General features: G+C 51.3%; 21 protein-coding genes. 4 read left to right on the top strand and 17 right to left on the bottom strand.

The annotated features are described in order from the left end of the window. Position 1: 1 nt before the first annotated feature. The 4 genes from K7P01_RS24830 to K7P01_RS24815 are packed head-to-tail and all read right to left on the bottom strand — an operon-like array spanning position 2 to position 6,394. Positions 2–979, bottom strand: coding sequence for a hypothetical protein (locus tag K7P01_RS24830; RefSeq protein WP_267297281.1), 978 nt, complete (start codon positions 977–979; stop codon positions 2–4). Between the two features lie 6 nt (positions 980–985). Continuing rightward, positions 986–3,670, bottom strand: a complete 2,685-nt coding sequence (locus K7P01_RS24825) for a hypothetical protein (protein WP_267297280.1) — start codon at positions 3,668–3,670, stop codon at positions 986–988. Positions 3,671–3,677: 7 nt separating this feature from the next. Beyond that, complete coding sequence (locus K7P01_RS24820; protein WP_267297279.1) at positions 3,678–4,883, bottom strand: amidohydrolase family protein; 1,206 nt, start codon at positions 4,881–4,883, stop codon at positions 3,678–3,680. A 2-nt stretch (positions 4,884–4,885) separates the two neighbouring features. Continuing rightward, a complete protein-coding gene (locus tag K7P01_RS24815; protein ID WP_267297278.1) occupies positions 4,886–6,394 on the bottom strand; it encodes a hypothetical protein in 1,509 nt (502 codons plus the stop codon). 363 nt (positions 6,395–6,757) lie between these two features. Here K7P01_RS24815 and K7P01_RS24810 point away from each other — a divergent pair, with 363 nt between their 5' ends. After that, positions 6,758–7,165, top strand: a complete 408-nt coding sequence (locus K7P01_RS24810; protein WP_267297277.1) for a hypothetical protein — start codon at positions 6,758–6,760, stop codon at positions 7,163–7,165. A 172-nt stretch (positions 7,166–7,337) separates the two neighbouring features. Here the strand turns inward: K7P01_RS24810 and K7P01_RS24805 are convergent, their stop codons facing one another. From K7P01_RS24805 to K7P01_RS24770, 8 genes are all read right to left on the bottom strand, one after another. Beyond that, positions 7,338–8,114, bottom strand: coding sequence for a phosphatase PAP2 family protein (locus tag K7P01_RS24805; RefSeq protein ID WP_267297276.1), 777 nt, complete (start codon positions 8,112–8,114; stop codon positions 7,338–7,340). Positions 8,115–8,202: 88 nt separating this feature from the next. After that, positions 8,203–9,480, bottom strand: coding sequence for a sensor histidine kinase (locus K7P01_RS24800; protein ID WP_267297275.1), 1,278 nt, complete (start codon positions 9,478–9,480; stop codon positions 8,203–8,205). Beyond that, on the bottom strand, positions 9,477–10,151 hold the full coding sequence (locus tag K7P01_RS24795) for a response regulator transcription factor (protein WP_267297274.1): 675 nt from the start codon (positions 10,149–10,151) through the stop codon (positions 9,477–9,479). Before K7P01_RS24795 ends, K7P01_RS24800 begins: the two co-directional genes overlap by 4 nt. 159 nt (positions 10,152–10,310) lie before the next feature. Further along, complete coding sequence (locus K7P01_RS24790; RefSeq protein ID WP_267297273.1) at positions 10,311–10,622, bottom strand: hypothetical protein; 312 nt, start codon at positions 10,620–10,622, stop codon at positions 10,311–10,313. 211 nt (positions 10,623–10,833) lie between these two features. Continuing rightward, positions 10,834–13,242 carry a TonB-dependent receptor domain-containing protein gene (locus tag K7P01_RS24785; protein ID WP_267297272.1) on the bottom strand — a complete coding sequence of 803 codons (2,409 nt, stop codon included), beginning with the start codon at positions 13,240–13,242 and terminating at the stop codon, positions 10,834–10,836. Beyond that, positions 13,239–15,200: an LTA synthase family protein gene (locus tag K7P01_RS24780; protein WP_267297271.1), complete on the bottom strand. Its 1,962-nt coding sequence runs from the start codon at positions 15,198–15,200 to the stop codon at positions 13,239–13,241. Before K7P01_RS24780 ends, K7P01_RS24785 begins: the two co-directional genes overlap by 4 nt. A 360-nt stretch (positions 15,201–15,560) precedes the next feature. Further along, entirely contained in the window at positions 15,561–16,364 is an 804-nt protein-coding gene (locus K7P01_RS24775; RefSeq protein ID WP_267297270.1) for a hypothetical protein, read from the bottom strand. A gap of 292 nt (positions 16,365–16,656) precedes the next feature. Next, positions 16,657–16,860 carry a hypothetical protein gene (locus K7P01_RS24770; RefSeq protein ID WP_267297269.1) on the bottom strand — a complete coding sequence of 68 codons (204 nt, stop codon included), beginning with the start codon at positions 16,858–16,860 and terminating at the stop codon, positions 16,657–16,659. A 224-nt stretch (positions 16,861–17,084) separates the two neighbouring features. On the opposite strand from K7P01_RS24770, the gene K7P01_RS24765 reads away from it, so the two are divergent. Genes K7P01_RS24765 through K7P01_RS24755 form a run of 3 tightly spaced genes read left to right on the top strand, consistent with a single transcriptional unit; the run spans position 17,085 to position 18,524 of the window. Beyond that, on the top strand, positions 17,085–17,846 hold the full coding sequence (locus tag K7P01_RS24765; RefSeq protein WP_267297268.1) for a hypothetical protein: 762 nt from the start codon (positions 17,085–17,087) through the stop codon (positions 17,844–17,846). Positions 17,847–17,851: 5 nt separating this feature from the next. Further along, a complete protein-coding gene (locus K7P01_RS24760; protein WP_267297267.1) occupies positions 17,852–18,286 on the top strand; it encodes a DUF5675 family protein in 435 nt (144 codons plus the stop codon). After that, positions 18,273–18,524: a hypothetical protein gene (locus K7P01_RS24755; RefSeq protein ID WP_267297266.1), complete on the top strand. Its 252-nt coding sequence runs from the start codon at positions 18,273–18,275 to the stop codon at positions 18,522–18,524. Before K7P01_RS24760 ends, K7P01_RS24755 begins: the two co-directional genes overlap by 14 nt. 49 nt (positions 18,525–18,573) lie before the next feature. On the opposite strand, the gene K7P01_RS24750 is transcribed toward K7P01_RS24755, so the two are convergent. The 5 genes from K7P01_RS24750 to K7P01_RS24730 all read right to left on the bottom strand — a co-directional run bounded on the left by K7P01_RS24750 (position 18,574) and on the right by K7P01_RS24730 (position 21,865). Next, a complete protein-coding gene (locus tag K7P01_RS24750; RefSeq protein WP_267297265.1) occupies positions 18,574–19,188 on the bottom strand; it encodes a P-loop NTPase family protein in 615 nt (204 codons plus the stop codon). A gap of 94 nt (positions 19,189–19,282) precedes the next feature. Next, positions 19,283–19,885, bottom strand: a complete 603-nt coding sequence (locus K7P01_RS24745; protein ID WP_267297264.1) for a hypothetical protein — start codon at positions 19,883–19,885, stop codon at positions 19,283–19,285. Between the two features lie 54 nt (positions 19,886–19,939). Then, positions 19,940–20,161: a hypothetical protein gene (locus K7P01_RS24740; RefSeq protein ID WP_267297263.1), complete on the bottom strand. Its 222-nt coding sequence runs from the start codon at positions 20,159–20,161 to the stop codon at positions 19,940–19,942. 5 nt (positions 20,162–20,166) lie between these two features. Continuing rightward, entirely contained in the window at positions 20,167–20,463 is a 297-nt protein-coding gene (locus K7P01_RS24735; RefSeq protein WP_267297262.1) for a helix-turn-helix domain-containing protein, read from the bottom strand. Between the two features lie 163 nt (positions 20,464–20,626). After that, positions 20,627–21,865 carry a hypothetical protein gene (locus K7P01_RS24730; RefSeq protein WP_267297261.1) on the bottom strand — a complete coding sequence of 413 codons (1,239 nt, stop codon included), beginning with the start codon at positions 21,863–21,865 and terminating at the stop codon, positions 20,627–20,629.

Genomic DNA, 21,865 nt, shown 5'->3' with positions numbered 1-21,865 from the left:
GCTATTCAACAATTAGGGTTCGGGTTGCGGTATAATAAGTACCGTCTCCTTTGGGCGTTGATGCTGTGATCGTAATAACATCGCCCACATGAAGACTACCTTCGTTATAAACAAACTGCGTTTCCACAGTCGCTGATTCGGCCGTCGTATAAACGGACGCCGGCGTGAGATTCCCTGCAGAGGCAGTAAATATCACCGGCGTTTGAGGAGTCACCAGGCCGATGCTGCGGTCCAGCATTGCTGTCACGGGCATTTGCCCGCCAGTACTATCTACCGTGACCTGGGGAAGGTCAAGTACAATTTGCTCGGCATATGCGGCGGTCAGTGTAAATGACACGAGGGTATCGTATGACCGGTCCGCTGTCGCGATGCTTACGCGGTACAGGCCCGGCGCACGCCCTGCCGTAAAAATGGCGGTCACCTCTCCCGTTCCGACGGGGTCGATCGTTACCCGCGACAGATCGGGGCCACCGAACTCCCGCAGTGTTGCATGCTCTGTCGCAAACACCAACGGTTCGTTCAGTCCCATACTTACGTTGATCGTGCCCTCGGATGTACCATCTGCCACCATGCCTGTAAATCCTAGCAGTTCCACACTCTTTATGGCCGCGGCATCTGGCAGTTTTTCAAGCGTAAGCAATTTGGAGATCTTATATCCACCGGCGCCGCCATATACTTCAAAAACCCCCGGGCGGCTTCCGACTTTCAACAAAGTAGTGCTGCTATTCTCCAGGCGAAGGTCCATGACCATTGTCGTATCGCCGTTCTGAAATTTCCCCGCTTTCGTGGACAGCGTCACTAACCGGAAACCGGATGCGGCATCCTCCGGTAGTGAAACCGTTATTTCGATTGTGGTATTTCCATCCGCGCGGTAGGTTTCTTCTTCGTCCCATTGCAGATCAATCGTTGAGGGCGCGCTATCGTGGTCGTATCCACAAGCGCCGATACAAAAAAGTGTTATCCAAAACAGTTTTTTCATACTTCGTTATTTAGGACTTAGCAGTGTGCCCAGCTCTCCGAGGGCGCTCACCACGTCGACATCAAAAGAGAGTGAGATATAGAAATTGGCCCGAACGCGTTCCGAATCAATCAGCGGGCTCGGGTTCACATCTTTGGTCCAGATGGTGCCCATGCTCAGGCGAGCTGCGTCGGTTAACCGTATGCCGGCGCCCGTCAGCAGGTTGAGATTAGCGCCGCCGTTACTGATCAGGTTTTCACGTTTGCCATCTTCTTGCAGATTAGCGACCGTGACGCCCAACACAAAACTTGCGCCTTTCCACATCCTCCTCCAGAACGGGCATTTATGCAACAATGCCTTTTCACTTACTTCGTCATACAACAGGTATCGCTTCTTATGGCTCTTCGCCAGCAACCCGTAAAAGGCATTCCGATTGATCGGGTGGAAATTAAAATTCGCCCCGAAATACGGCGTCACCGAAGCGCCGACAGTCTTACTGGTAAGCAGGGCAATACCGACGTCGGCCGTTACCCGCCACTTGGTTCGCGTTTCGAAGTCTCCCGAGGTAAAGCCCCCGGTATTCCTGGCCGTCGCCAGTTGTATGTTCCGATTATTGTTTAGCAAAGAGTCCACCAGTTTACTGGACTGGTCATTTATGCGAAGAACATTGTCGCGATAGTTTTCGTACACGTTCCCCACACGCTGAATATCATTCCGATGGGAGTCCAGGCTATCGTAAAGAGCAGAAAATTGCCCCTTCAGTCGGTTATCCCGGGCGGTAAGTTCGCGACGCGTACTAATCGGATTTGGTGTATCGGCAAACAATTTGCGTCGTTTTCCGGCCCCTACAATTACCTCATCGCGAATAAACGCCTGAATCTGCAAAAGATACGCTTCATATTGTTGCAACGACCGGATGTATTCATTGGCGGTGGCGGTGTCAAAATCATTTACCTCATCTAACTTGCGCAGCCCAATCTTCTGAAGATTGTCGTAGGGAATTAACCCCGTCGGGACATCCCGCTTAATGTTTTGGTATAGAAGGGGAACACGTTGAAGAGAATTACCTCTGTTCGCGCCTGCGATGTCCAGCAACGTCTCGAACATCTTGTATTTATCAAGTTGGCCAGCCTCGAGAAATCGCCTTTTGCTATCTCGCAACAATGTGCCGTCACCAACAAGAAGGGTATACACATCCGGAGCTTCTTCGTTACGTTTATAGTATTTGTCGAGTTGCATCAAATAAAACCGATTCAAGATTATCTTATCTAACAGGTTTTTCCGTGTTTGCTGATCTTGGATACGGTCAATGAGAATAATCTCCGATTTCAACTGACTGCCGAATTCCAATTTCAAATATCCTGAAATAGCCTCCTTCACGATGCGAATATCCAGTAAAGGATAATTTTGATCGCTGAGATAATTCGATCGAAGTTCATCGAATTCCTTCGCCGTCGTCGGATCATATCCCCGGATCATGTTTTCAATGACACTATCGATTCGTTGCACGATACTCTTCGAAAGAAAAAAATGCAATTTATCTTTCTCACCATCGTCCATGCGACGAGTGACTTCGAAGAAAAACAGATATTCCCTATCGGGTTCGAGCGGCGGAATAGGTAACAAAAAGGCATCGGATTTACCTTGAATCTCGTTTTGCTCCCAGGGCCAGGGACAAATGGCATTACATCGTCTGCCGTCAAAATCACAGGACGGGCAAAACATGAGGGAATCCATTTTGATCATCTCCTGGTATTTGCCCGTAAGATCTTTCCATCGGCGCCCCTTTGTTTTTTCAACCATGTTCTGGTGCGCCGCAATGTATCCGTTAATCGCCGCTTCGAATTCCGAGATCGAACCCATGACGGAATAAATCTCGTTATATGCAAGAAGACCAACCTGATGTTTGACAAATCGTGACAACCTGCTGGAGTCGGCTTGCAATTCACTGATAAGATTGGATGCCTGCAATGTCGCCCCGTTTAATTGTATACTGACACGAATGGCACTGTTTTTAGTTTTATCTTGTCCATTCAGGTAAGCCTCCACCTTGCTCACCAGATCACGCAACTGTAACTTTTCTGCAAGCGCAGTATTCTCCTCCTTGAGCCGCACGGCATATCGACCGACGTCACGAGTCATATCTCTAGGAGCAGCGCCCTTACACGCATAACATATCGAATGAAGGGCATCATCTATTTTCTTTCTAGTTTCAGGTGCAAAATAACTAACGTCCTTTTTGTCATCAGGAACAAGCCATTTACTCTTATCCAGCTCTCTTAGTAACATATCCATCTCGCCCCGAATGATTCTGAGCGTATCAAGCTTTTTCGCCAGCCGTGTTATCTCCCCTGTGTGTACACTCCGTACCATGCGAAAAAATTCCAGCCGCTTATCATAGATGCTTTTACAGTCGCAATCACAATCCGCGAGTTCGTCGTCTTTATCAAATAAATCGTAACCATCTCCCTCACATGCCTGGTACGCATCATCGATGATCTTCAATCGAACAGACTCTATATTTTTCGCATCACCGGTCACATGAAAAGGAACGTCAAACGGGACATACTTTGTACCGATGACCGCACCCGGCTTCAAACTCACCTGCACCGTATCGAGAATTTCATTGCCTTTATCACGCTGTGCAAAACCTGTTACAGCGCACATTTGAACCAGGCATATTGCTGTACTTTTTATAAAAAGGTATCTCATGATCATTTTATTTCGGTGCCTCAGAAGTGAATAATTCATCTGCTATAGACAAAAACCTGCCAGGGTTTTTTGACATTATTTTTTCAAACAATTCTTCTTTGTTATCGAACGATTCCAATTTCCGCCGTAACAATATATTAGCTTCACTTTCCTGCCCCCTCCTGTAGAAGGAACTTGTACCCCAAAGAATCCGATTCTCACATTCCGCCACCGCACTGAGATTCCGCATAAATTCTTCCTGTGGGCCGCCCGACACTTCGGCATATACATTGGGAAAGGTGTTCATCAAACCAATGATTTCGTCATTTCTGCGCTTAACTTCTTTTTCCCTCATCCCGTTAGATTCACTGCCCAGCCTGAAACACGTAAAACAGAGTTTAAGCCGTGGAAATAGATTCAATACCTCCCGATAGGCAGCGGGATCTGTGAAATTGTGTCGAAACACATCCATGCTTTGCCGGACATATACCCGGGGGAGATTTGCCGCCTGAATGTGCGGGATACTAGCATCTATCTTATCAGACCGCAAATCACGCGCAAGGGCCACGGCCGAATCAAGCTCCGAAAGATGCGCCGGCGCAAGTTGTTGTCTCATAAGACTTCCCCGAAGGTGCATTTTTCCTATATTGTTATCCGTAATAACCGGTATGCTGTATTCCTCGGCAAATCTATAAAGCTCAAAGAGGGACGGGTCGAACGGGTAGAAGCCAAGGGCCGGACACAACTGAACTCCCCCGAAGCCATGCTTTTGAATATAGGTCGCTACAAAATTCGTTAGCTCAGCCCCCTGATATCGCCGAGGATCTGCGCACACAAACGGGATAATTTTATCTTTATACTTGTGTTTTAAACGGATCAGCTCATACAGTTGTGTGGGATAATTTATCAGGGACGCACCTGCTTCCATATAGTCAAAATCCAGGGGAAGCACTACAAACCGCATGTCGGGCACATCCGTATAGTTCTTCACTATTTCTTGCCAGACTTCATCCTGCGTCTCGTGGCGATTAACGACGACCATGCGCGCCAGCAGGTTCCCTTTGTCAAAAGCGTTGAAGGGATTGATAACTTTTAGGCCCTCGACGATTGTCTCCCGGATGTCGTCGATGTGGATCATCCGCCCGATAAACGACTTGGGTCGGCTACGATGGAACCGAACCGGGACGCACGCTTCGTTGAAGATATGGGTATGAATGCTGTAGTAGGAGCTCATCGTTATTCTTCTTTTTTCGGGCGTACCCCGGTATTTCTCAACTGGAATAATCTCAGCAGAATCTCAAACCAGGCTGTCGACCCCACGCTGGCGAGCAAGCCCATGACGATAGCACCCGCCAGATAGGTAATCAGCTCGCGTGGCGAGCGGATGTTATAAGCGGGAATGGTGCGGAAATAATGTATCCGTTCTTTCACCGTCTGCACAAAACTCGCCTGATAGAGCTCATCGTAAACACTCAACTCCATTTCATCTTCTGCAATCCGGTTGTGAATAGATTCCTCGATCGCGGCCTCCATATCGGTCAGATCGAGCTGGCTACAATCTTCGAGACACGCTGTGTGGCCGGTTCGCATCGCCGCGTCGGGGCGACAGGCAGCCTCTTTTACCGAGTCGATAGGAACAACAAGAAAGTGCGCAACATACCGCGCCGTGGACGGTGTCACATCGATCTTGAATTTTTTGGCATACGCAACGACGGAATCCTGTGTCAGGCTGTCGGCCGAAATAAGATCGACGGTAAGTGCATGTACGTGCGCCGGAGTGGACGGCAAAAGTGATTTAATATAGCAGTAGCGTGTCCGTAATCTCCGGACGGTATCGCGCAGCAGGCGTGAAGCCTGTTCAATATCCTGTTCCAAAAACTCCACATTGATTTCGCGGGAGGACTTGGGAAGGCTCCAGCCCATCGGGAGGCCCGAGGTCTTTAGCACCCCTCGCAAGCTATCGGCCCGCGCGATAGACAGGGCCAGGTACAGACGGTATCGCTCCTCATACTCATCGTCGGTGCACCCCTTACACGTAAAATCGGTATCCTGAAAAAGCTTGTCATGAACGGATTTCTCTGCAACCCCTACCAGGCTTTGCCGTAGATCTTTGTCGGAAAAAATCCGGAGACCAATGTGAAAGATATTTAAATTGAGGATCAGCGCCAGTGTAATCCCAAACCAGCGCAGGTCCTTGCGTATACTTTTTTTGTATTCACCCGTAACACGGTCCTGATAGTTATTGAACCAGGCTTTGATGTTATTTTGGAGCCCTTCAAGCTTCTTTTCACCGCTGATAATTAAAAATCCTGTCATTAGTCTTTTGAACTCACCGTCGTCCAGGTCCTTAATAATATCCTGATAGAGCTTGAATTCATCGCCGTTATTTGCCAGCACAGGCAGCCTGGGAATATGATTGACAACGATCGTCCGGGTCGTAAAATAATGCTCGCGCAGCACAGCCAGCAGCGTATCGGCAAACGTCGCCGCGGAGATATACGCCGGATATCGCCTGGCTTCCGACTTCAATGCCCGGACGTGGGGATGCAGATACAGCAGTGATCCCCAATTGATACCCTGTGGTTCATCCAGTGCTTTACGTATACTTAAATACAGGTACATCTGGCGTTTTTGGCGAACGTTTAGATTGTTCACCCATTCGACCATGAGCGATACGATGGAACTATAGATCAGCAACGTGACCGTAATCGCTACTATTGACTCAAGAATCGGTGAGTTAAACATTCTTTCGTTCGGCTAATAAAAAGTACATAGCAACATGGATCACCCCATGCTCGTTGGGGCGCCTGCAGTGATACATTATAACATATGAAAGGCCACGACAACGCGCGGACTTACGCCTGAAAAGGCTATTAGATGGGCTGCAATAAAGATATAATAAAAACGGCGATATTCTCGATATCGAATCAGAAATTTAATTGAGCATCAAAATCGCAGCCTCTACTATATATTATTATCTGGTAACATCTACAAGTGGCACGCCCAGGCTAACGATCGGGGCTAAACACTCGCTAGATACCGCCGCGAATCCAGAAATTATCCAGAATCACCACTGTCATTGCTCCGGAACACAATTCTGCAAGCACCATGGCCACAGCAAAAACACATTTCATTATCAGCCTGATCGCTCTACTCTCAGCCTGCCACACAAACGAAAAAAAATCCACCTCCCCGGAGGCAACGGTCCTGGAATGTGTCACGGCATTGGAAAATTTTGATATTAAGACTGTCCGCTCCTTGTTGGCGCGGAATGCGCAGAACGACGCCATGCTGGCCTCCCTGGAGTCAGCATCCGCATCAATGAGTGATGCACAAAAAGAAGTGTACAAAAGCCAGTTCAAAAACCGCCAACATCAGGTTACGGTCACGAACGAAGATGATGAGTCTGCATCCGTCACCGTGACAAGCGAAGGCGGAGCGCCTGGTATGGGATTTTCGTTTGAGTTAACGTATGAAGATACCGCGTGGAAGATCGAGAGCATCATGCCTCGCTAATACAGCACATGCAGGTACTACGTATTAGTGCTAACGCCTTTGACAACAACGTATACCATTGCGTCAATTATAACCATTGCCCACTGCGGTCGGGAGACCGCAACCATACTGGGCACAAGTGTCGCACCTGCGCTAACGCTCGGTGCTAACACTTGCGCCAGATACCGTATCATTAGTGCAAGATATGCACGACACTCAGCATGCCCGTTTTCCCGTCGTACGATGGAACGACCAATGTTTGCGAACGGCCATGCTTGTGACGGCCCCACTTGTATTGATGTGTTAAATAGACCACGTTGGTGGAAAGTATTCCCACGGCGGCACCCGCCAGCACGTCGCTTACCCAATGGCGATTGTTCATCATGCGCATCACGCCCACACCCGTCGCCACGCTGTACGCGCCAATGCTATACCATTTACTGATGTGGCCATATTCCTTCGCCATGAACGTCGCCGCAGCGAAGGCCGTGGCCGTATGCCCGGAAGGAAACGAGTTGCGCTCGCCGGTGTCCGGGCGTGGCACGGCGGTGATCTTCTTCAGGGGAAAAGTCATGGCGGCGACGAGCAGTCCCGACTTGACCATCAGCGCCGTGCGATTCGCAAAATCATTCTTCCCTTTTATCCCGGCCAAATTCAATCCATAGACGGCCGCCATCGGGGCGTATTGAAGATAATTGTCTATACGATGACGATACGTCGGAATCGTCCGGTCCCGCAACTCTTTAAACTCAACCCGGTCAAACGTTTCGTTGTCGGTATACGAAAGCAGGCTTAACGCCATCAGCGCCACGGGAACGCGGGTGGCCCTTACCCATTGATATTTCTTTGAAAGTGATAGCGTGGCGTCCTGTATATACAGATCTCTGCGAAAGTGTGTAGAATCAGATCTTTGCGCGAAGGCCGTCACCAGGACAAGCTGCCATAAGAGAACCAATGCCGTTGTCTTCATTCGATTAAGCGTTGCTATAGAGCAGACTGAATTTATTCTGCTCCCGCAAGGCTAACCAAAGACTTTGGAGAGATTCTGTGCTTTTCGGCTAATCAGAAAACGTAATCGAAAAGGTGTGCGTCATGCCATCAAATGAATACGCCAGTGTATACCCGGCACTATCGCATATTTTCTTGACGATCGCCAGCCCCAAGCCTGTGCTGTTCGGGTCGGCGCTTTCCTTGCTAAAGCGTTCGGTCATTTTCTCAAAACTGATGGCCAGCTGCTTGCCTTTGTTGGATACCGACAACGTGCGACCCTGGGTCGTTACGATAATGTCTTCGCCCCTGGTGCTGTAGCGGATCGCGTTGTTAAAAAGATTTGTGACCAGGATCTCGACCAGTGTTTTGTTGGCGTTCAGGTGAAGTGGTGCGAGGGTGGTTAAAATTCCGATACCATGGAGCTCCGCCACGGGCTTTTGACTATCGGCGTGCTGCTGCACCATGGCAGGGAGATCGACAGATTCTTTTTCCCAAAACTGCCCGTTGTCAATCTTGCTTAACAACAGCAAATTTTTGTTCAGCCGCGACATGCGCTGTGCCGTCGTCTCCAGCTCCAGGAGCGTTTCCGCCTCGGGCTGCGCCAGGTGCGGGCTTTGCATGAGCGCATCGATCTTGGTTTGAAAGATGGCGATGGGCGTCTGAAGCTCATGCGACGCATTCTCAATGAACTCCATTTGATCGAGATATACCTTCCGGCTCCTCTCGGTCAGGTAGCTCAGCGCCTTGTTCAAATCGTTGAATTCTATAATCGGCGATTCCACGAGCGGGATAGTCTCGTTCTTGTCCAGCTCAAAGGCCCTGAGCCGTTCCAGCGTGTTGTAGAAGGGCTTCCAGATGCGCTTGGCCAGCCGACGGTTGAGCAGTAATAAACCTGCGGTGAGCAGGATGGAGACAATCACCTGCACGAAGCCTATCGCCAGTACCAGGTCGTGGTTGTCTACCAGTGACGTACGCGCCGTGAGCGCGTAGGGTTTGCCCTTCACCACAAACGTGGTGGTCAGTTGTCGGAAGGGCTTTGTCTCCTTGCCCAGCTCGTCGTATAGGTAGACCGTATTAAATATCGGATCAGACGAGGATCGGTCGGCGGGCTTAATGTCGATATTGTACGACAACTGATCAAAGACCCTTAAATCCATCTCCAAATCGTCGAGGTACTCAAAACTCTGAATATGCCGGGCAAACTGATCGGCCTGCAACGACAGGGACTCATCGATCTCTTCGTTCAGAATCGCCTGAATGGACAGGAAGGAAATCGGGATACTGATCAGAAGAAGGACGAGCGAGTAGAGCAGCAGGCTTCTTAGGTTAACTTGCAGGAGTCTCATGTTGAAAATTTATAACCCAGTCCATAGACGGTTTTGATATAGTCCTCACTACCGGCATCGGTAAGCTTCCGCTTCAGATTTTTCATGTGTGAGTAGATGAAATCAAACTTATCGAGCAGCTCCGCGTTGTCGCCGGACAAGTGCTCGGCAATCGCATTCTTCGAGACAACCCGGTTTTTGTTCGCCAGCAGAAAGATCAGCAAAGCATACTCCATTTTTGTTAAATCCAGCTCCCGACCATGGACGGAAACGGACTTGCCAATCAGGTCTACGGAGATCTCCTGGAAGACGATCTTATTACTACCATCGAAACGTTTTCTCCGGATGATGGCCGACACCCGCGCGATCAGCTCGGGCATAAAGAACGGCTTCGCCAAATAGTCGTCCGCACCGAGGTTGAGCCCCATGACTTTGTCTTCCAGGGAATTCCTGGCGGTGATGATGATCACACCGTCGGTTTTGTTGTGCTTCTTGATCGTCTCGAGAATCTTTAACCCGTTGCCATCGGGCAGGTTGATGTCAAGCAGGATGCAGTCGTAGTCGAAAATCGGGATTTTCTCTTCGGCCTCGGCTGCCGTGTAGGCAATTTCGCAGACATATCCCTCTGTTCGGAGGACGGCGGCGATGCTTTTGACAAGTTGCTTCTCGTCTTCGATGATGAGGATCTTCATCTATGCTCGTGGTGAATGGGGATGAACACATCCCAAGTTAAATAATTCAGAACAGTCTGTCACGGGCCATTTTAACACGTACCCCGCATTTCTGTAAAAATGGCGAGGTTATGGCCTAAGCTACCCGGCAATTCTGTACGAAATCTGAATTTTTAAAAGCTAATCCCCTTTCTTCAGAAGCTTTCCATCTACATCAAAAGAGAGCTTATACGACGACGCCCCCTTTTCAATCTCCGCCTCATATTTAATCACGCCCTTATCCGTCACCTTATTTGCCTCTTCCAGTGTATAGCCTGCATACTCCTGTTGAATTACCTCTTGCGCGTGGCGTGGGAGGTCCGTTTTGGTTATCTCTTCTTCCGTGCCCACCATTACCCCGCTCGCAGCAAAGATGGCCGACATCTCTTTACCGTTCTTTTTAAATTCAGCCTCGAAGTTCTCGCCTTCTTTTTCCCATTTTGCGTCTTTCACCTGAAACCTCTTTTCAAGCGCGGCCTTCACAGGGACCGGCACAGTTTTCGACTCGACCTTTTGCGCAAAGATCTGCGCACCGATAAAACACAAACGATTGCGATAGCTGTTTTCATAGTTATTATTTTTTCCGGCAAGTAACAGTATGACTCTGGAGCGAATCTGTTTTTATCGACCGTTTCGTTAGCTTCTAATCAGAATATATACAACATTAAAACTTATACGTATACCCTACCCGTATTACTTGCGTCTCGTAGTAGTCCGTGCTGACATAGCGGAATCCATCGCCCAGTACACGGCGTTTTATGCGCAGGGTATTGGCCATGTCGGTGGCATTCAGGAAGAGCTCGCCCCGGTCGTGTTGGATGGGCTTTTTAACACCGGCGTCCAGCGAGAATCGCGCGTAGAGCTTGCCTTGAGGAACGATGTCGGGAGCCAGGTAGGTACCCGAAACCTGCACATCGCATTTACCGCGAAGGTGAACGACGCTCGTGAGCTTGACACTGCCCGAATAGATCTCCTGCCGTTCGGCGGAGAACGTATTTTCCTGCGGATACAGGTTCACGACGCTAAAGGCATCCATCCTGTTTTTATATCCATTCAAATTGACATTCAGATCCATCATGTTGCCAAAGCGCTGTGACACGATGATTTCGGCGCCCGTCATGCGGCTCTTGCCGGCGTTTTGAAAGATGTTATAGATCAGGGTGCTGCCCGGCACAACGCTTCCGATGCGCGTGATCGTCGCCTCCATGGCTTTATGGTAGACCGACGAATACCAATAGCCTGCCTGCCAGCTTGCTTTATACCCCAGCTCGAATGTATTCGTAAACTGGGGCCGCAGCCCCGGGTTTCCGACCTTGATGATCTCCGCGTCGTCATACTTCGGAAAAATGCGGATATCGACTTCGTTGGGACGATCGACCCGCCGGTTATAAAAAGCAGACAGGGTACTCTGCGGCGTCAACTTGTAGGCCAACCGCACGTTGGGGAACGGCTGCGTGTAGTGGTAGCCACTGCTCTTATAGGTTCTATGCTCGGGATTGACCGTGTAATAAATATCGACATACTCGACCCGAAGGCCGGCCTCGACTTCGAAATACTCATTCTCCAGCATATAATTACCATAGACCGCCGGGATCACTTCATTATAGTCAGCCCACCCGCCGGCATGTACATCCATTTGAGAATTGAGCCCGGGAATAAAGCGCATGTTCGTCGGAATGTCACGACTCCTGAACTTAAACCCCGTCTCAAACCGACCGTACCGCAGCGGCTGCACGTAGTCGACGGTAATGTCCGTTACATGCTCATCCGAGATGAGCTTAAACGTGTCCAATCCCACAAACGTGCTGTAGATGTTTTCAAAATAGTATTGCTCGTCCTCCCGGTGAAAGGTATAGCTGAAGGTTGTGTTGAGCACCCGGCCGGGTTGACGGAATTTATGCTGCCACGAGGCCGACCCGGTGGCCGTGGTCTTGAGCTCGTCTTCCAGAAATTTCCAGAGGCGCGTGCGCTCGATAAGCGACCCGTTAAAAAACGGCTCATCGCCTCGGTCCAGGATCTTCTCGCTGCTGAAGAGCCCCGAAACCGTAATCGTATTCCGGTCATCGGCATACCAGTCAACACCCGCTTTAGTAGTGACCACGTTCGTGGTACGGTTGCGCTTGGTCTGCTGCAGCACCGTGTCCCCGTTATCGTAGAACCGGTCCACGAACTCATTCTTGTTGAGCGTTTTTGTATAGAGTTCGTCCGCTTGAAAGAACAGGTTGGTTTTCTTTCTCCGGTAGTTGAGCGAAACAGAAGGGTTGATCTTGGGTGTGTTCTGATATTGGGGACGAATGGTCGGATAATTATCGCGCTTTACCCACAAGGCGCCCAGGCCGCCCGTGAGTCCCACCTTGCCGTTAAGTCCCTCCCGAACTTCCTTCTTATAGATAATATTGATAATACCCGCATTTCCGTTGGCGTCGTACTTTGCAGAGGGGTTGTTAATGACCTCGATCCGCTCGATGGCCGAAGCAGGAATGTTGTCAAGCGCACGTTGGTTGCCAAAGCCCGTAAGCGCCGTTTGTTTTCCGTCGATCAGCACGGCTACCTTATCGCTGCCGCGTATCTTGATCGTCCCCTCTTCGCTGACAGTAACACCCGGCAGGTTCTGCATCGCCTGAAGCAGGGAGCCGCCGCGTTGCGACACATTTTCGGCAATAGTAAAAGTCTTTTTATTCATCGCCTCGTCCACGGCATCCTGTGTTCCCGTGATGGTAACTTCCTGTAAGGATGTAGCGCCCTCCCGCAGCGCCAGCGTACCCAGGTCCAGGAACTCGCTGAGCTTCCCCACCAGGATGGGCATGGCAACCGGGCCGTATCCCACCACGCTGGTCTTTAAAACATAATTGCCGGGGATGATGCCACCGAGGGTATATTGACCCGCCTCCGTCGTGATCGTACCGGTTACGAAGACGCTGTCGGTAGCCGTCGTCAGCATGACGTTAACATAGGGTACCGGGGCGCTGGAAGTCTTATCGACGATCGTCCCCGACACAGTGACCCTGGTCGCCTGCGAAAACGCAGACACCACCGCCAGCGACAGGAGGAAGAGTAAGACGATTCTTTTCATGGTGCCGAATGCTTTGCCGATACTGTTGATACGCTGCTTTTGGTCGCCTTCATAAAGCCGTTCTGGAACGAGTAGCTGGCACACTCATACCAGGCAATCGCTTCTTTTGTCAAACTATCGTTGGCTACGACGCGTGCAATATCATTGTCAGGAGACAGCAGGAATGTTTCCGCCTTCGCCTGTGGCGAAAGAATGACCAGCTCGCCCCGGCGTATATAGCCCAGGCTCTGATAGGTACTCACAAACGCACGCTCCCGGCCAGGCTCAAGCTGAAACATGTCAAAGCCATAGAAGTTGCTGACATAGGAAAAATTCAGAAGGCCGAGGACCGTGGGGCCAATATCAATCTGGCTCATCAGCCTGTCCATCGTGCCGGGCGCAATGTTGCCGGGAGAATAGATCAACAGGGGAATATGATACTTGTCCACGGGCAGGTCGGTCTTGCCGGCGCTGGACGCGCAATGGTCCGCCACGATCACAAACACGGTTTTGGCAAACCACGGTTTTCTGGAAGCCTCGCGGATAAACTTGCCAATAGCATAATCAGTATACTTCACCGCGCCGCGACGCGAGGTATGCGATGGAATATCGACCCGGCCCTCCGGATATGTATAGGGCCGGTGGTTGGAGGTCGTCATGATGTGTGAAAATACTTTGTGGTGTGCGGTGTTCTTATCCATCTCCCGGATCGCCAGCTCGAAAAGATTCTCGTCGGCCACCCCCCAAATATTCTCGTAGTCGATCTCGTCGTCTTTTAAGGCAGACCTGTCCGTAATGGCATATCCATTGTTCTCGAAAAAATAGCTCATATTGTCGAAGTAGCTATACCCGCCGTAAAGGAACTGACTGTAATAGCCTTTTTCGTTAAACACGCCGGCTAAGGAAAACAGTTCCTCGTTGTTGGGCCGGCGGACGATCGACTGCCCCGGCGTCGGCGGTACACACAGGGACAATGCCTCCAGTCCCCGCACGGTACGGGTACCCGTTGCATACAGGTTGGTAAACAGCAGGCTGTGATCGGCGAGCGAATCTAAAAAGGGCGTAATGCCATCGCGGTTTCCGAAATGCTTCATAAAATCGGCGCTAAAGCTCTCGACGCTGATCAAGACGACATTCCAGTCTTTTGCAGGTCCCGCATGGTGAATGGCACGGGTGATGCTGTAGGGATTGGTGTTCGTGAACTCGGCTTCTTTCGTTTTTACCCGGTCGCGGATCAGGCTAAACGCATCCGTTGTTTTGATACTGCTATAAAACCGCTCATAGTCGAGCTCGTTGTGCCGGTACGCCGCAAACAGCTCATACATGCCGTTGCCCGCCAGCTCGCTGGCAAACGCGTTCCGGGCGAAATGATGCAGCTTGCTGTTGACCATGAGCAGCGACGCGACGAGCATGCCAACATACAGCGCGAACCCGAAGGTCCTGTTTTTAAAACATACATAGTGTACCGCAGAATTTTGGATCCACGACCGAACTCCAAAGACAATCGCTCCCGTCACGCCGATGACCCCAGCAATGATCCACGCAATCGGATACGACTGACGGATATTGCCGATCACCTCCGTTGTATAGACTAAATAATCGACGGCAATAAAATTGAACCGCGCGCTGAACTCGTCCCAGAACAGCCATTCGGCGATGCCATTAAAAACCAATATAAAGATCAGGATACTAAACCAGCCGTACAGTATATAGATATGCCCCGGCCTTGCATAAATCCGTTGCGGGATCAACCAGAGATAGGTTACGAACGGCAAACAAAAGTACACCGCCGTCACGACATCATAGAATAGCCCGATGACCGTAACCTCGGCATAGGTAAGCGCGCCAAAGTCAATCTGCGCCGACGTTTTGAACGTCAGCAGAATACGGGTAAGCGCCGAGATCACAACCAACACTGCAAAGAGCAGAAATACCAGTCCCTCACGACGATTTCTAGCCCAGGATAATGAAAGATTCATCCCGCAAAGCAGCAGGATGACTTTGTAGGAAATCTGGATTTCTAAACGTGTATAATTTGACGATAACAACTAAAAATTAAGGATACGACGTTCACGCACAACCTGCATCACTTCCTGTCTAAAATCTGTACATATTCTGGATTTTACTATTTTTAAATTTTATCTGACGTGTCACGTAAACACCGCGTCCCTCAACGCAGTCTCCAGACTGCTTTTCCGCGACGAAGTCGGGGCCGCCAGCAAATTGTTTCGCCAGTCTTAGACTGGCAACAGTTTAAGGCACAAGTACCGCGCCTGCGCTAACGCTCGGCGCTAATACTTGCGCCAGATGTCGTCCCCTTACCCTTATACCATAAACCTTTACCCCATCGCCAGCACCTTCGCTGCTCCTACCCTCCTGTTCTGCAACACCGTACCATCGCCGAGAAACATCCCATACCGTACCCCCACTGACAGCATCACACTAAACTCCAGCTCCGGCGGCTGTTGGGGAAACCGAACCTCTAAACTAGCGGCTTCAGCCGGTACGCCTGCCGACAGCCACGCTGTGGATGCCATGACGGGGGCATAGGTAGTGTCAAACCACCGTGGGGTGATGTACTTCTTCAACCCGATGTCGAACTCCGCGTCCGGCACAATGCCCAGCACCGCGGTAACGCTATACATCGATTGGTTGTCCGCGGGGTAAAAATTGATTCCGGGCAATAGCTCCGGCACCACGATCCGTGCAGACAGAGCGTCGCGGTCGATGCTTGCGGTGATCGTGCTGCGAATCGTCAGATCGAACAGCGAGGTCTTGCTGTTCAACGAAAAGCCCGCCAGGAGCTGGGGCATGTGTGAGAGGCGGATCGCACGCTGGCCCAGCTCGTTCGCGGTATCACGTCGTTGTACCTGCAACAGGTATTGATTTAGCTTGGCGCACAGACTCTGATCCGCCAGCGCGCGGTTCGGACCGAACATCATGCGGATGGCTTTGCCCGCCACCGAGCATCCGCCGAGCTCTTGTCCATAGCGGCGCTGCACGTCGAACTTCGCATCGTTCTTTACCATGGCGCGCGACGGACCACCCTTGCGCCGGAGAATGATCTTGTCACTGCCTTTCCGGGTATAGGCCGTAACGTTGCCCAGACCACCGATGAATGTAATGCCGTTAAGGTATGCCATGGCCTGAAAGTACCGGCACAAACAAGAGAAAGTCAAGCAGGAACGGGTATATATTTTCACAACACCCGGGCAGCCAATGCACAACGATATATACCGGTATACACACAGGAACCGAACATGAACCACGGATAAAGCAACGCCCCCTATGTTGGCTCATCTATGCTTTATCCATGCTATATCGTTGGAATATCGATGCTATAGCGACGGTTTTGCCCGGGCTCGTCACAACCCTTCATGACGCGATGGCTTACCAGCCTATTACCCCAACCCTGCGCATACCGGTATATACAGGTCACTTCTGTAACCCGAGGTGCCGGGCCACATCTTCCTCCAGCAAACCGGTGTACCGGCAATATTCCTGAATAGAAACGTGCTGGCGTGGCTGTTTACCGAGAGACTTGCGCACGCCGGCCAGGATCGCACGCGACTGCCGTTCACTCCGGCCGGTGATGCGTTCGATGTCCTTTGTACTTAGAATGATTCGGTTCAGACTCATGATTCGAATATACAATTTTCACAACACAAAGATAGTATATATCACCTGTTGCGCTCCGGCGAAAACAGGAAATAACAGGAAATTATATACCTTAAACGGCGGAAACCGGCAGTGCACTTTTTTATCCTTCGAATCTTTCCTGCTGTTTTGTGCTGTTGTTGCAACGACGGCTTACCCCGACTGTGCCTGACACGAGGGAACAAAAAACAAATTATACTGTACACATGGCAAGACAAGATGGAATCATCAAACTGAAAGGTCAACTGGGCGGCATTTCGTTTTACAAATCCTCCCTGAACGGACACCTGGCGCGGCAAAAAGGCGGCGTCGATGCTAAACGCATGCAAACCGATCCGGCCTTTGCACGCACCCGCGAAAACGGCCGTGAGTTCGGCCGCGCGGGCACCAACGCGAAGCTGCTGCGTACGGCCTTCCGTTCGCAGTTGCTCAGCACACGTGACGGCCGCATGTCGAATCGGCTCAGCAGCCTGTTCAACGCGGTGATCAAAACCGACGAGCTCAGCCTGCGCGGCGAACGTACCGTCGCCAACGGCGACATCACGTTGCTACGCGGCTTTGACTTCAATGAAAGCGGTAAGCTTACACATACGTTCTTCGCGCCGTATACCGCAGACGTGAACCGTGCCGCGGGCACCGTGACAATCAACGTGCCGGCCTTCATCCCCACCGACATGATCGCCTACCCGGACGGTGCCACGCACTTCCGGCTGGTAGCCTCGGCGGCGGAGGTCGACTTTGCTGAAAACGCGTACAACGTCGAGTCGCTGGAAACCGACGAGATGCTGCTTACGGCGGTAGCGGTGCCGCCGGTCAACCTGGTGCTGACGATGAGCGAGGACAATACCGATCCGCTGTTTGTGGTGCTGGGCATCGAGTTCACGCAGCTGGTGAACGGGCAGATGTATACGCTCAACAACGGCGCGTATAATGCATTGTCGCTGGTAGCCGTAGAACCCGGAGCATAGGCAGAATGGAGCTGGCACTGATCAGGACAAAATACCCTGACGGAACCAATGGGGAGTTTCGATATGAAGGCAACTTGATTTGCTATGCCATCGAGCTCCCCTGGCTCCTGAACAGGCGCAACGTGTCGTGTATACCCGACGGCCGGTATCGGCTGCTGTCGCGGTATACGCCGAAACACAAGCTTCACCTGTGCGTGGCCGATGTAACCGGGCGCAGCGGCATCCTGCTACACCCGGCCAACAACGCCAAACGTGAGCTGCTGGGTTGTATCGCGCCCGTGCTGGAACTGACCGGCCCCGGCCAGGGCCGGCAGTCGCGGTTGGCAAACGAGATACTGAAAAGCCTGGTACTGCCCGTGATCCACAGTGAAGAAGTGTGGTTGACTATTACCGCTAAAACAAGTGAAACTTTAAACGAACAAAAACATGAACATTCTTGAACGCGCAAAAGCGCCAACCCCTAAGTTCTTTCGCGTGCTGCGCACCATAGGCCTGTCGTTACTGGCAGCCGGCGGTGCGCTGGTCGCGGGCCCCATTGCCTTGCCCGCCGCCGTGGCCACGGTTGCCGGATACCTCACCGTCGCCGGTGGTGTACTGGCCGCGGTAAGCCAGGTAACGGTGGAACAGAGCGAGCGTGAGAGCGAGAGCGACGATGATCCTGAAGAGGATGTGGATTAAATGAAGAAAGGCCGTCTCCTTTCGGCGACGGCCTTTTTTTTCCCTGGTTTTACCTCCCGCGCTTGTCGGGCGCTTTTTCATCAAACGCTATCAGGTTCATTTGTTCCCGCAGCCGTGAACGCACGCGGTCGCCATACGTCTTCTCCAACAAGCCGGCTGGCAGGTTGGTCGTGATATGCGTGACCATACCCTGACTGACGAACATGTCATATCGGCTTAGCAATATCTCGCCCATGACATTGCAGTCATTACCGAAATATTTGAAATTCCGTTCTGCCCCCAGGTCATCAAAGCAATAGATCTTCGGCGTGGAGCCGTTGTACGAAAACTTGCTGTATCGTCCGATCACTTCGTATCCATCTTGTATAAAATCAAGGCTGACGTCACGACACGGCCGCACGGTATAATTACGACCGGGACCCGGAATATAATTCATCAATGTCATCAAGGCCGTCTTTCCACAGCCGACAGGACCCGAGAGCAGGATGCCCTTCGCCAGGTCGATGCCGAGCGCCATAGCCTCGCTTTCCAGTTGTAAGAAATAGACCAGCAGTTTCCGGATGACGGGATGATCTTCGCGCCGGATGAGAAACGACGGACCAAAGAGCTTCTTGCCGTGCCGTTCCAGAAACGACACGCACCAATAAAAATCAAAATTTTTCATGTAGGCTAGAAATTGAAAGTTAACGCCACCATGCGTGAGAGCGAAGAACGGGTTTGTATTTTATCCCCGCTCTCACACTCACACGCACGCTGTCTCAAAGGGGTTCAGCATAATTCTGCGGCCCTGGTGAGGCCAACGAACCGGGCGTTGGTCCGTTGTGTGGATTGAACCGTACCGCGTTCAGGATCCAGTGACGGGCCGCCGATCGCCAGTTGTGCATCGGAGATTTCTCTCCTATTCGCCAGCCTTTGGCGTTAAAGTAGTGGTAGAATTTTTCAGCTTCGACGCGCGTGCTATAGAGCGAGGCGAAGAAGGGATAGACTTCATCGAGGCTGGCGGGGATGGCTTCGGTTCCATCACCGGCGGGTGGGTCGCCGGCGCCGGGCCCGCCCCCCCGGGTGTCACTTTTTTCTTCCGCGCCGAGCGTCTGTACCGGATGGGTAAAATCGTTACCGAAATTTGAAATTGAATTGGCTTGCTCATTATCGTTTAAATTGTTTTGAATGTTTGTATTGTTTATATAGTTTATAGTAGGTGTACGGCCGGTTGACTCAGATGTTGACGCACATGCTGTCTCACCTGTTGTCTCGGAAACATGGCCCTCCGATGTACGGGCAACTGTCCCGGAAACAGACGCCTCCGGTGGATCGCCCGCGGGCCGTTCGCGGACATTTTTTAGGCCATCGAGCCTGCGCATGGCGACCAACCACGGCCCAAAGCAATGCGCTGCCGGATCATACGAAATGTAATTCTATTCGGATAGTTCCCGCATACATTTCGCATACGTATTGCGTGTTCGAATTTTTGCACGCGTCATGATCTCGTCCCGGTAAACGTGAATGGGCGTCTGAAAGCTGTGCTCATTCCACGTCTGGAACAACGCCCAATATAAACCGAGATGGTAAATCGTAACACGGCTATCCGCCTCCATCTTATACTGGATCGCGCGGAAGTGTCTGACATAGTTCACCATGGCGTTTACGCGTTTACGACCTGCTGAGAGGCCAGGAAGTTGTTGATATCGCTTACGCGCAGGTATAAGAGTCCCTCGACGCGGATCGAAGGCAAGCCGCTTTTGCGAAGCTTGTACAAGGTGCTGGAAGAAATCTGCATAAAGCGACAGGCCTCTTCCGGGCGCAGGTAGTCAGGGGGTGGCGCATTCGGTCGCTGGGCCACCAGGGTCTGTACTTCGTCGAGCAGGTCTTTGCGTAAATCGCGGTGCAGTTCTTTGCGGAGCGCCTGCAGCTCATCGGTTGTTAAAGGATGTAATGACATATACATGGATTTAAATATGTCACCAAAATACTGTGGGCCGATACTGCCGCGCCAGCGGTAAGGAGGGGGTAAAAAAAGTTACCCCCCCGTTACCCCCCGCTGTAAAAACGCCGGAACGAGGCATTGTGAACACCGGTATAGCATACTTTACCTAAAAATATTTCTACCTTTTTTTACCCTTGCGGAACGCTTCGATCTGGCGGAGCATTTCATGGCATAGATCGGATGCGTATCGACAGGCCGCTTCGGAGGGATTGTTGAACGCTTCTATAACACTTTTCCACGACGGCGCTTTGGCACACGGTGTCGAAAATTTCGCGGCGACATGCCGGCAAATCTCGCTGACATTGGTCTCTCTATAAAATTTACTTTCAAACAGAAACTTGTAAAATCCGGATGCGTTGTCGACAGACGGCGCAATATCCAGTCGCTCCTTCCGTGGCACGTCCTTCTGCGGTATGCGGTCCTGCCGGGACTTTACTTTTAGCGATGTTTCTGCCAACGTCTGATGATACGCATAATCCTCGTCCATCCATGTCATCAGCCGTGTGTGAAGCGCCTCGTTCTCCGGTAGCAACGCAATTTTCCGTGTGGGGCGGGCCTCCATAATCAAGCGACGGTAATGCCTTGTACGGACCGCGTATTCTTCCTCCGCCGATTCACCCCGGGCCAGCTCCGTCGAAATGTATTGCATGCAATAATCCAGGTATTGATCCCTATTGAAATTATAGCGTATCAGTACCTGCAGCAAAGCCTCTTCGGTGTCGGCAACCTGGGTACGTGTGAGATCCAGCAGCTGGCTCCACAGGTCACGCAGGTATTGCCACTCGCGATGGGTCAGGAGCGGCAGTCGCTCGGGCATGATCACTTCGCAGAATGGCGCGATCACGACTTCACGCAGGTATCCGGAAAGTTCCTCCGCCCGGAACCAGGTGAAGATAGCCTCCATCTCATTCGAGATTTTTGCTTTCCACACTTCGCGCTGACCGTCGCAGAGCGGTATACCGTAATCAAACTGTTTCGGATAATGATGTTCTATATACACCAGGAGCCCGTCCAGCTCTTCAAACAAGTGACTTGCGGGCGAGCGACGGTATATTCCATGCTTTTCCCGCGCCCGCTGGATTTCCTCGGCTCCGCCCCGCGCAACGACTACATTGATCAATTCCATTAGCTTCTGCTGTACCCACCGGACCTGATACCGGGAATCAACCTGTTCCGATATCCGTATGGACAACAACGCTTGTTTTATATGCTCCACCTCCAGGTGGAGCGTATCTCTTACATACTTCATGTCCTTGCCGGAGCCTTTTGCATTCCGTTTGGGTAATAGATGTTTATGCACCAATTCTGTCAACGACGTCAGAACCTGAAGAAGTGCCGGATTTTTAGAATCTTCCAT

This window comes from Parachryseolinea silvisoli (genome assembly GCF_021190955.1).
GTDB classification, from domain to species: Bacteria; Bacteroidota; Bacteroidia; order Cytophagales; family Cyclobacteriaceae; genus Ohtaekwangia; species Ohtaekwangia silvisoli.
The sequence above is the reverse complement of the archived record's forward strand: the minus strand, read 5'-3'. Positions and strand labels throughout refer to the sequence as shown.

Bases quoted from the DNA above. Each gene is read 5' to 3' on its own strand.
- K7P01_RS24825 (WP_267297280.1), bottom strand. From the start codon at position 3,670: ATGAGATACCTTTTTATAAAAAGTACAGCAATATGCCTGGTTCAAATG.
- K7P01_RS24820 (WP_267297279.1), bottom strand. From the start codon at position 4,883: ATGAGCTCCTACTACAGCATTCATACCCATATCTTCAACGAAGCGTGC.
- K7P01_RS24830 (WP_267297281.1), bottom strand. From the start codon at position 979: ATGAAAAAACTGTTTTGGATAACACTTTTTTGTATCGGCGCTTGTGGA.
- K7P01_RS24745 (WP_267297264.1), bottom strand. From the start codon at position 19,885: ATGCGCAGGCTCGATGGCCTAAAAAATGTCCGCGAACGGCCCGCGGGC.
- K7P01_RS24740 (WP_267297263.1), bottom strand. From the start codon at position 20,161: ATGGTGAACTATGTCAGACACTTCCGCGCGATCCAGTATAAGATGGAG.
- K7P01_RS24785 (WP_267297272.1), bottom strand. From the start codon at position 13,242: ATGAAAAGAATCGTCTTACTCTTCCTCCTGTCGCTGGCGGTGGTGTCT.
- K7P01_RS24775 (WP_267297270.1), bottom strand. From the start codon at position 16,364: ATGGCATACCTTAACGGCATTACATTCATCGGTGGTCTGGGCAACGTT.
- K7P01_RS24800 (WP_267297275.1), bottom strand. From the start codon at position 9,480: ATGAGACTCCTGCAAGTTAACCTAAGAAGCCTGCTGCTCTACTCGCTC.
- K7P01_RS24795 (WP_267297274.1), bottom strand. From the start codon at position 10,151: ATGAAGATCCTCATCATCGAAGACGAGAAGCAACTTGTCAAAAGCATC.
- K7P01_RS24815 (WP_267297278.1), bottom strand. From the start codon at position 6,394: ATGTTTAACTCACCGATTCTTGAGTCAATAGTAGCGATTACGGTCACG.
- K7P01_RS24735 (WP_267297262.1), bottom strand. From the start codon at position 20,463: ATGTCATTACATCCTTTAACAACCGATGAGCTGCAGGCGCTCCGCAAA.
- K7P01_RS24760 (WP_267297267.1), top strand. From the start codon at position 17,852: ATGGAGCTGGCACTGATCAGGACAAAATACCCTGACGGAACCAATGGG.
- K7P01_RS24805 (WP_267297276.1), bottom strand. From the start codon at position 8,114: ATGAAGACAACGGCATTGGTTCTCTTATGGCAGCTTGTCCTGGTGACG.
- K7P01_RS24770 (WP_267297269.1), bottom strand. From the start codon at position 16,860: ATGAGTCTGAACCGAATCATTCTAAGTACAAAGGACATCGAACGCATC.
- K7P01_RS24810 (WP_267297277.1), top strand. From the start codon at position 6,758: ATGGCCACAGCAAAAACACATTTCATTATCAGCCTGATCGCTCTACTC.
- K7P01_RS24765 (WP_267297268.1), top strand. From the start codon at position 17,085: ATGGCAAGACAAGATGGAATCATCAAACTGAAAGGTCAACTGGGCGGC.
- K7P01_RS24780 (WP_267297271.1), bottom strand. From the start codon at position 15,200: ATGAATCTTTCATTATCCTGGGCTAGAAATCGTCGTGAGGGACTGGTA.
- K7P01_RS24750 (WP_267297265.1), bottom strand. From the start codon at position 19,188: ATGAAAAATTTTGATTTTTATTGGTGCGTGTCGTTTCTGGAACGGCAC.
- K7P01_RS24730 (WP_267297261.1), bottom strand. From the start codon at position 21,865: ATGGAAGATTCTAAAAATCCGGCACTTCTTCAGGTTCTGACGTCGTTG.
- K7P01_RS24755 (WP_267297266.1), top strand. From the start codon at position 18,273: ATGAACATTCTTGAACGCGCAAAAGCGCCAACCCCTAAGTTCTTTCGC.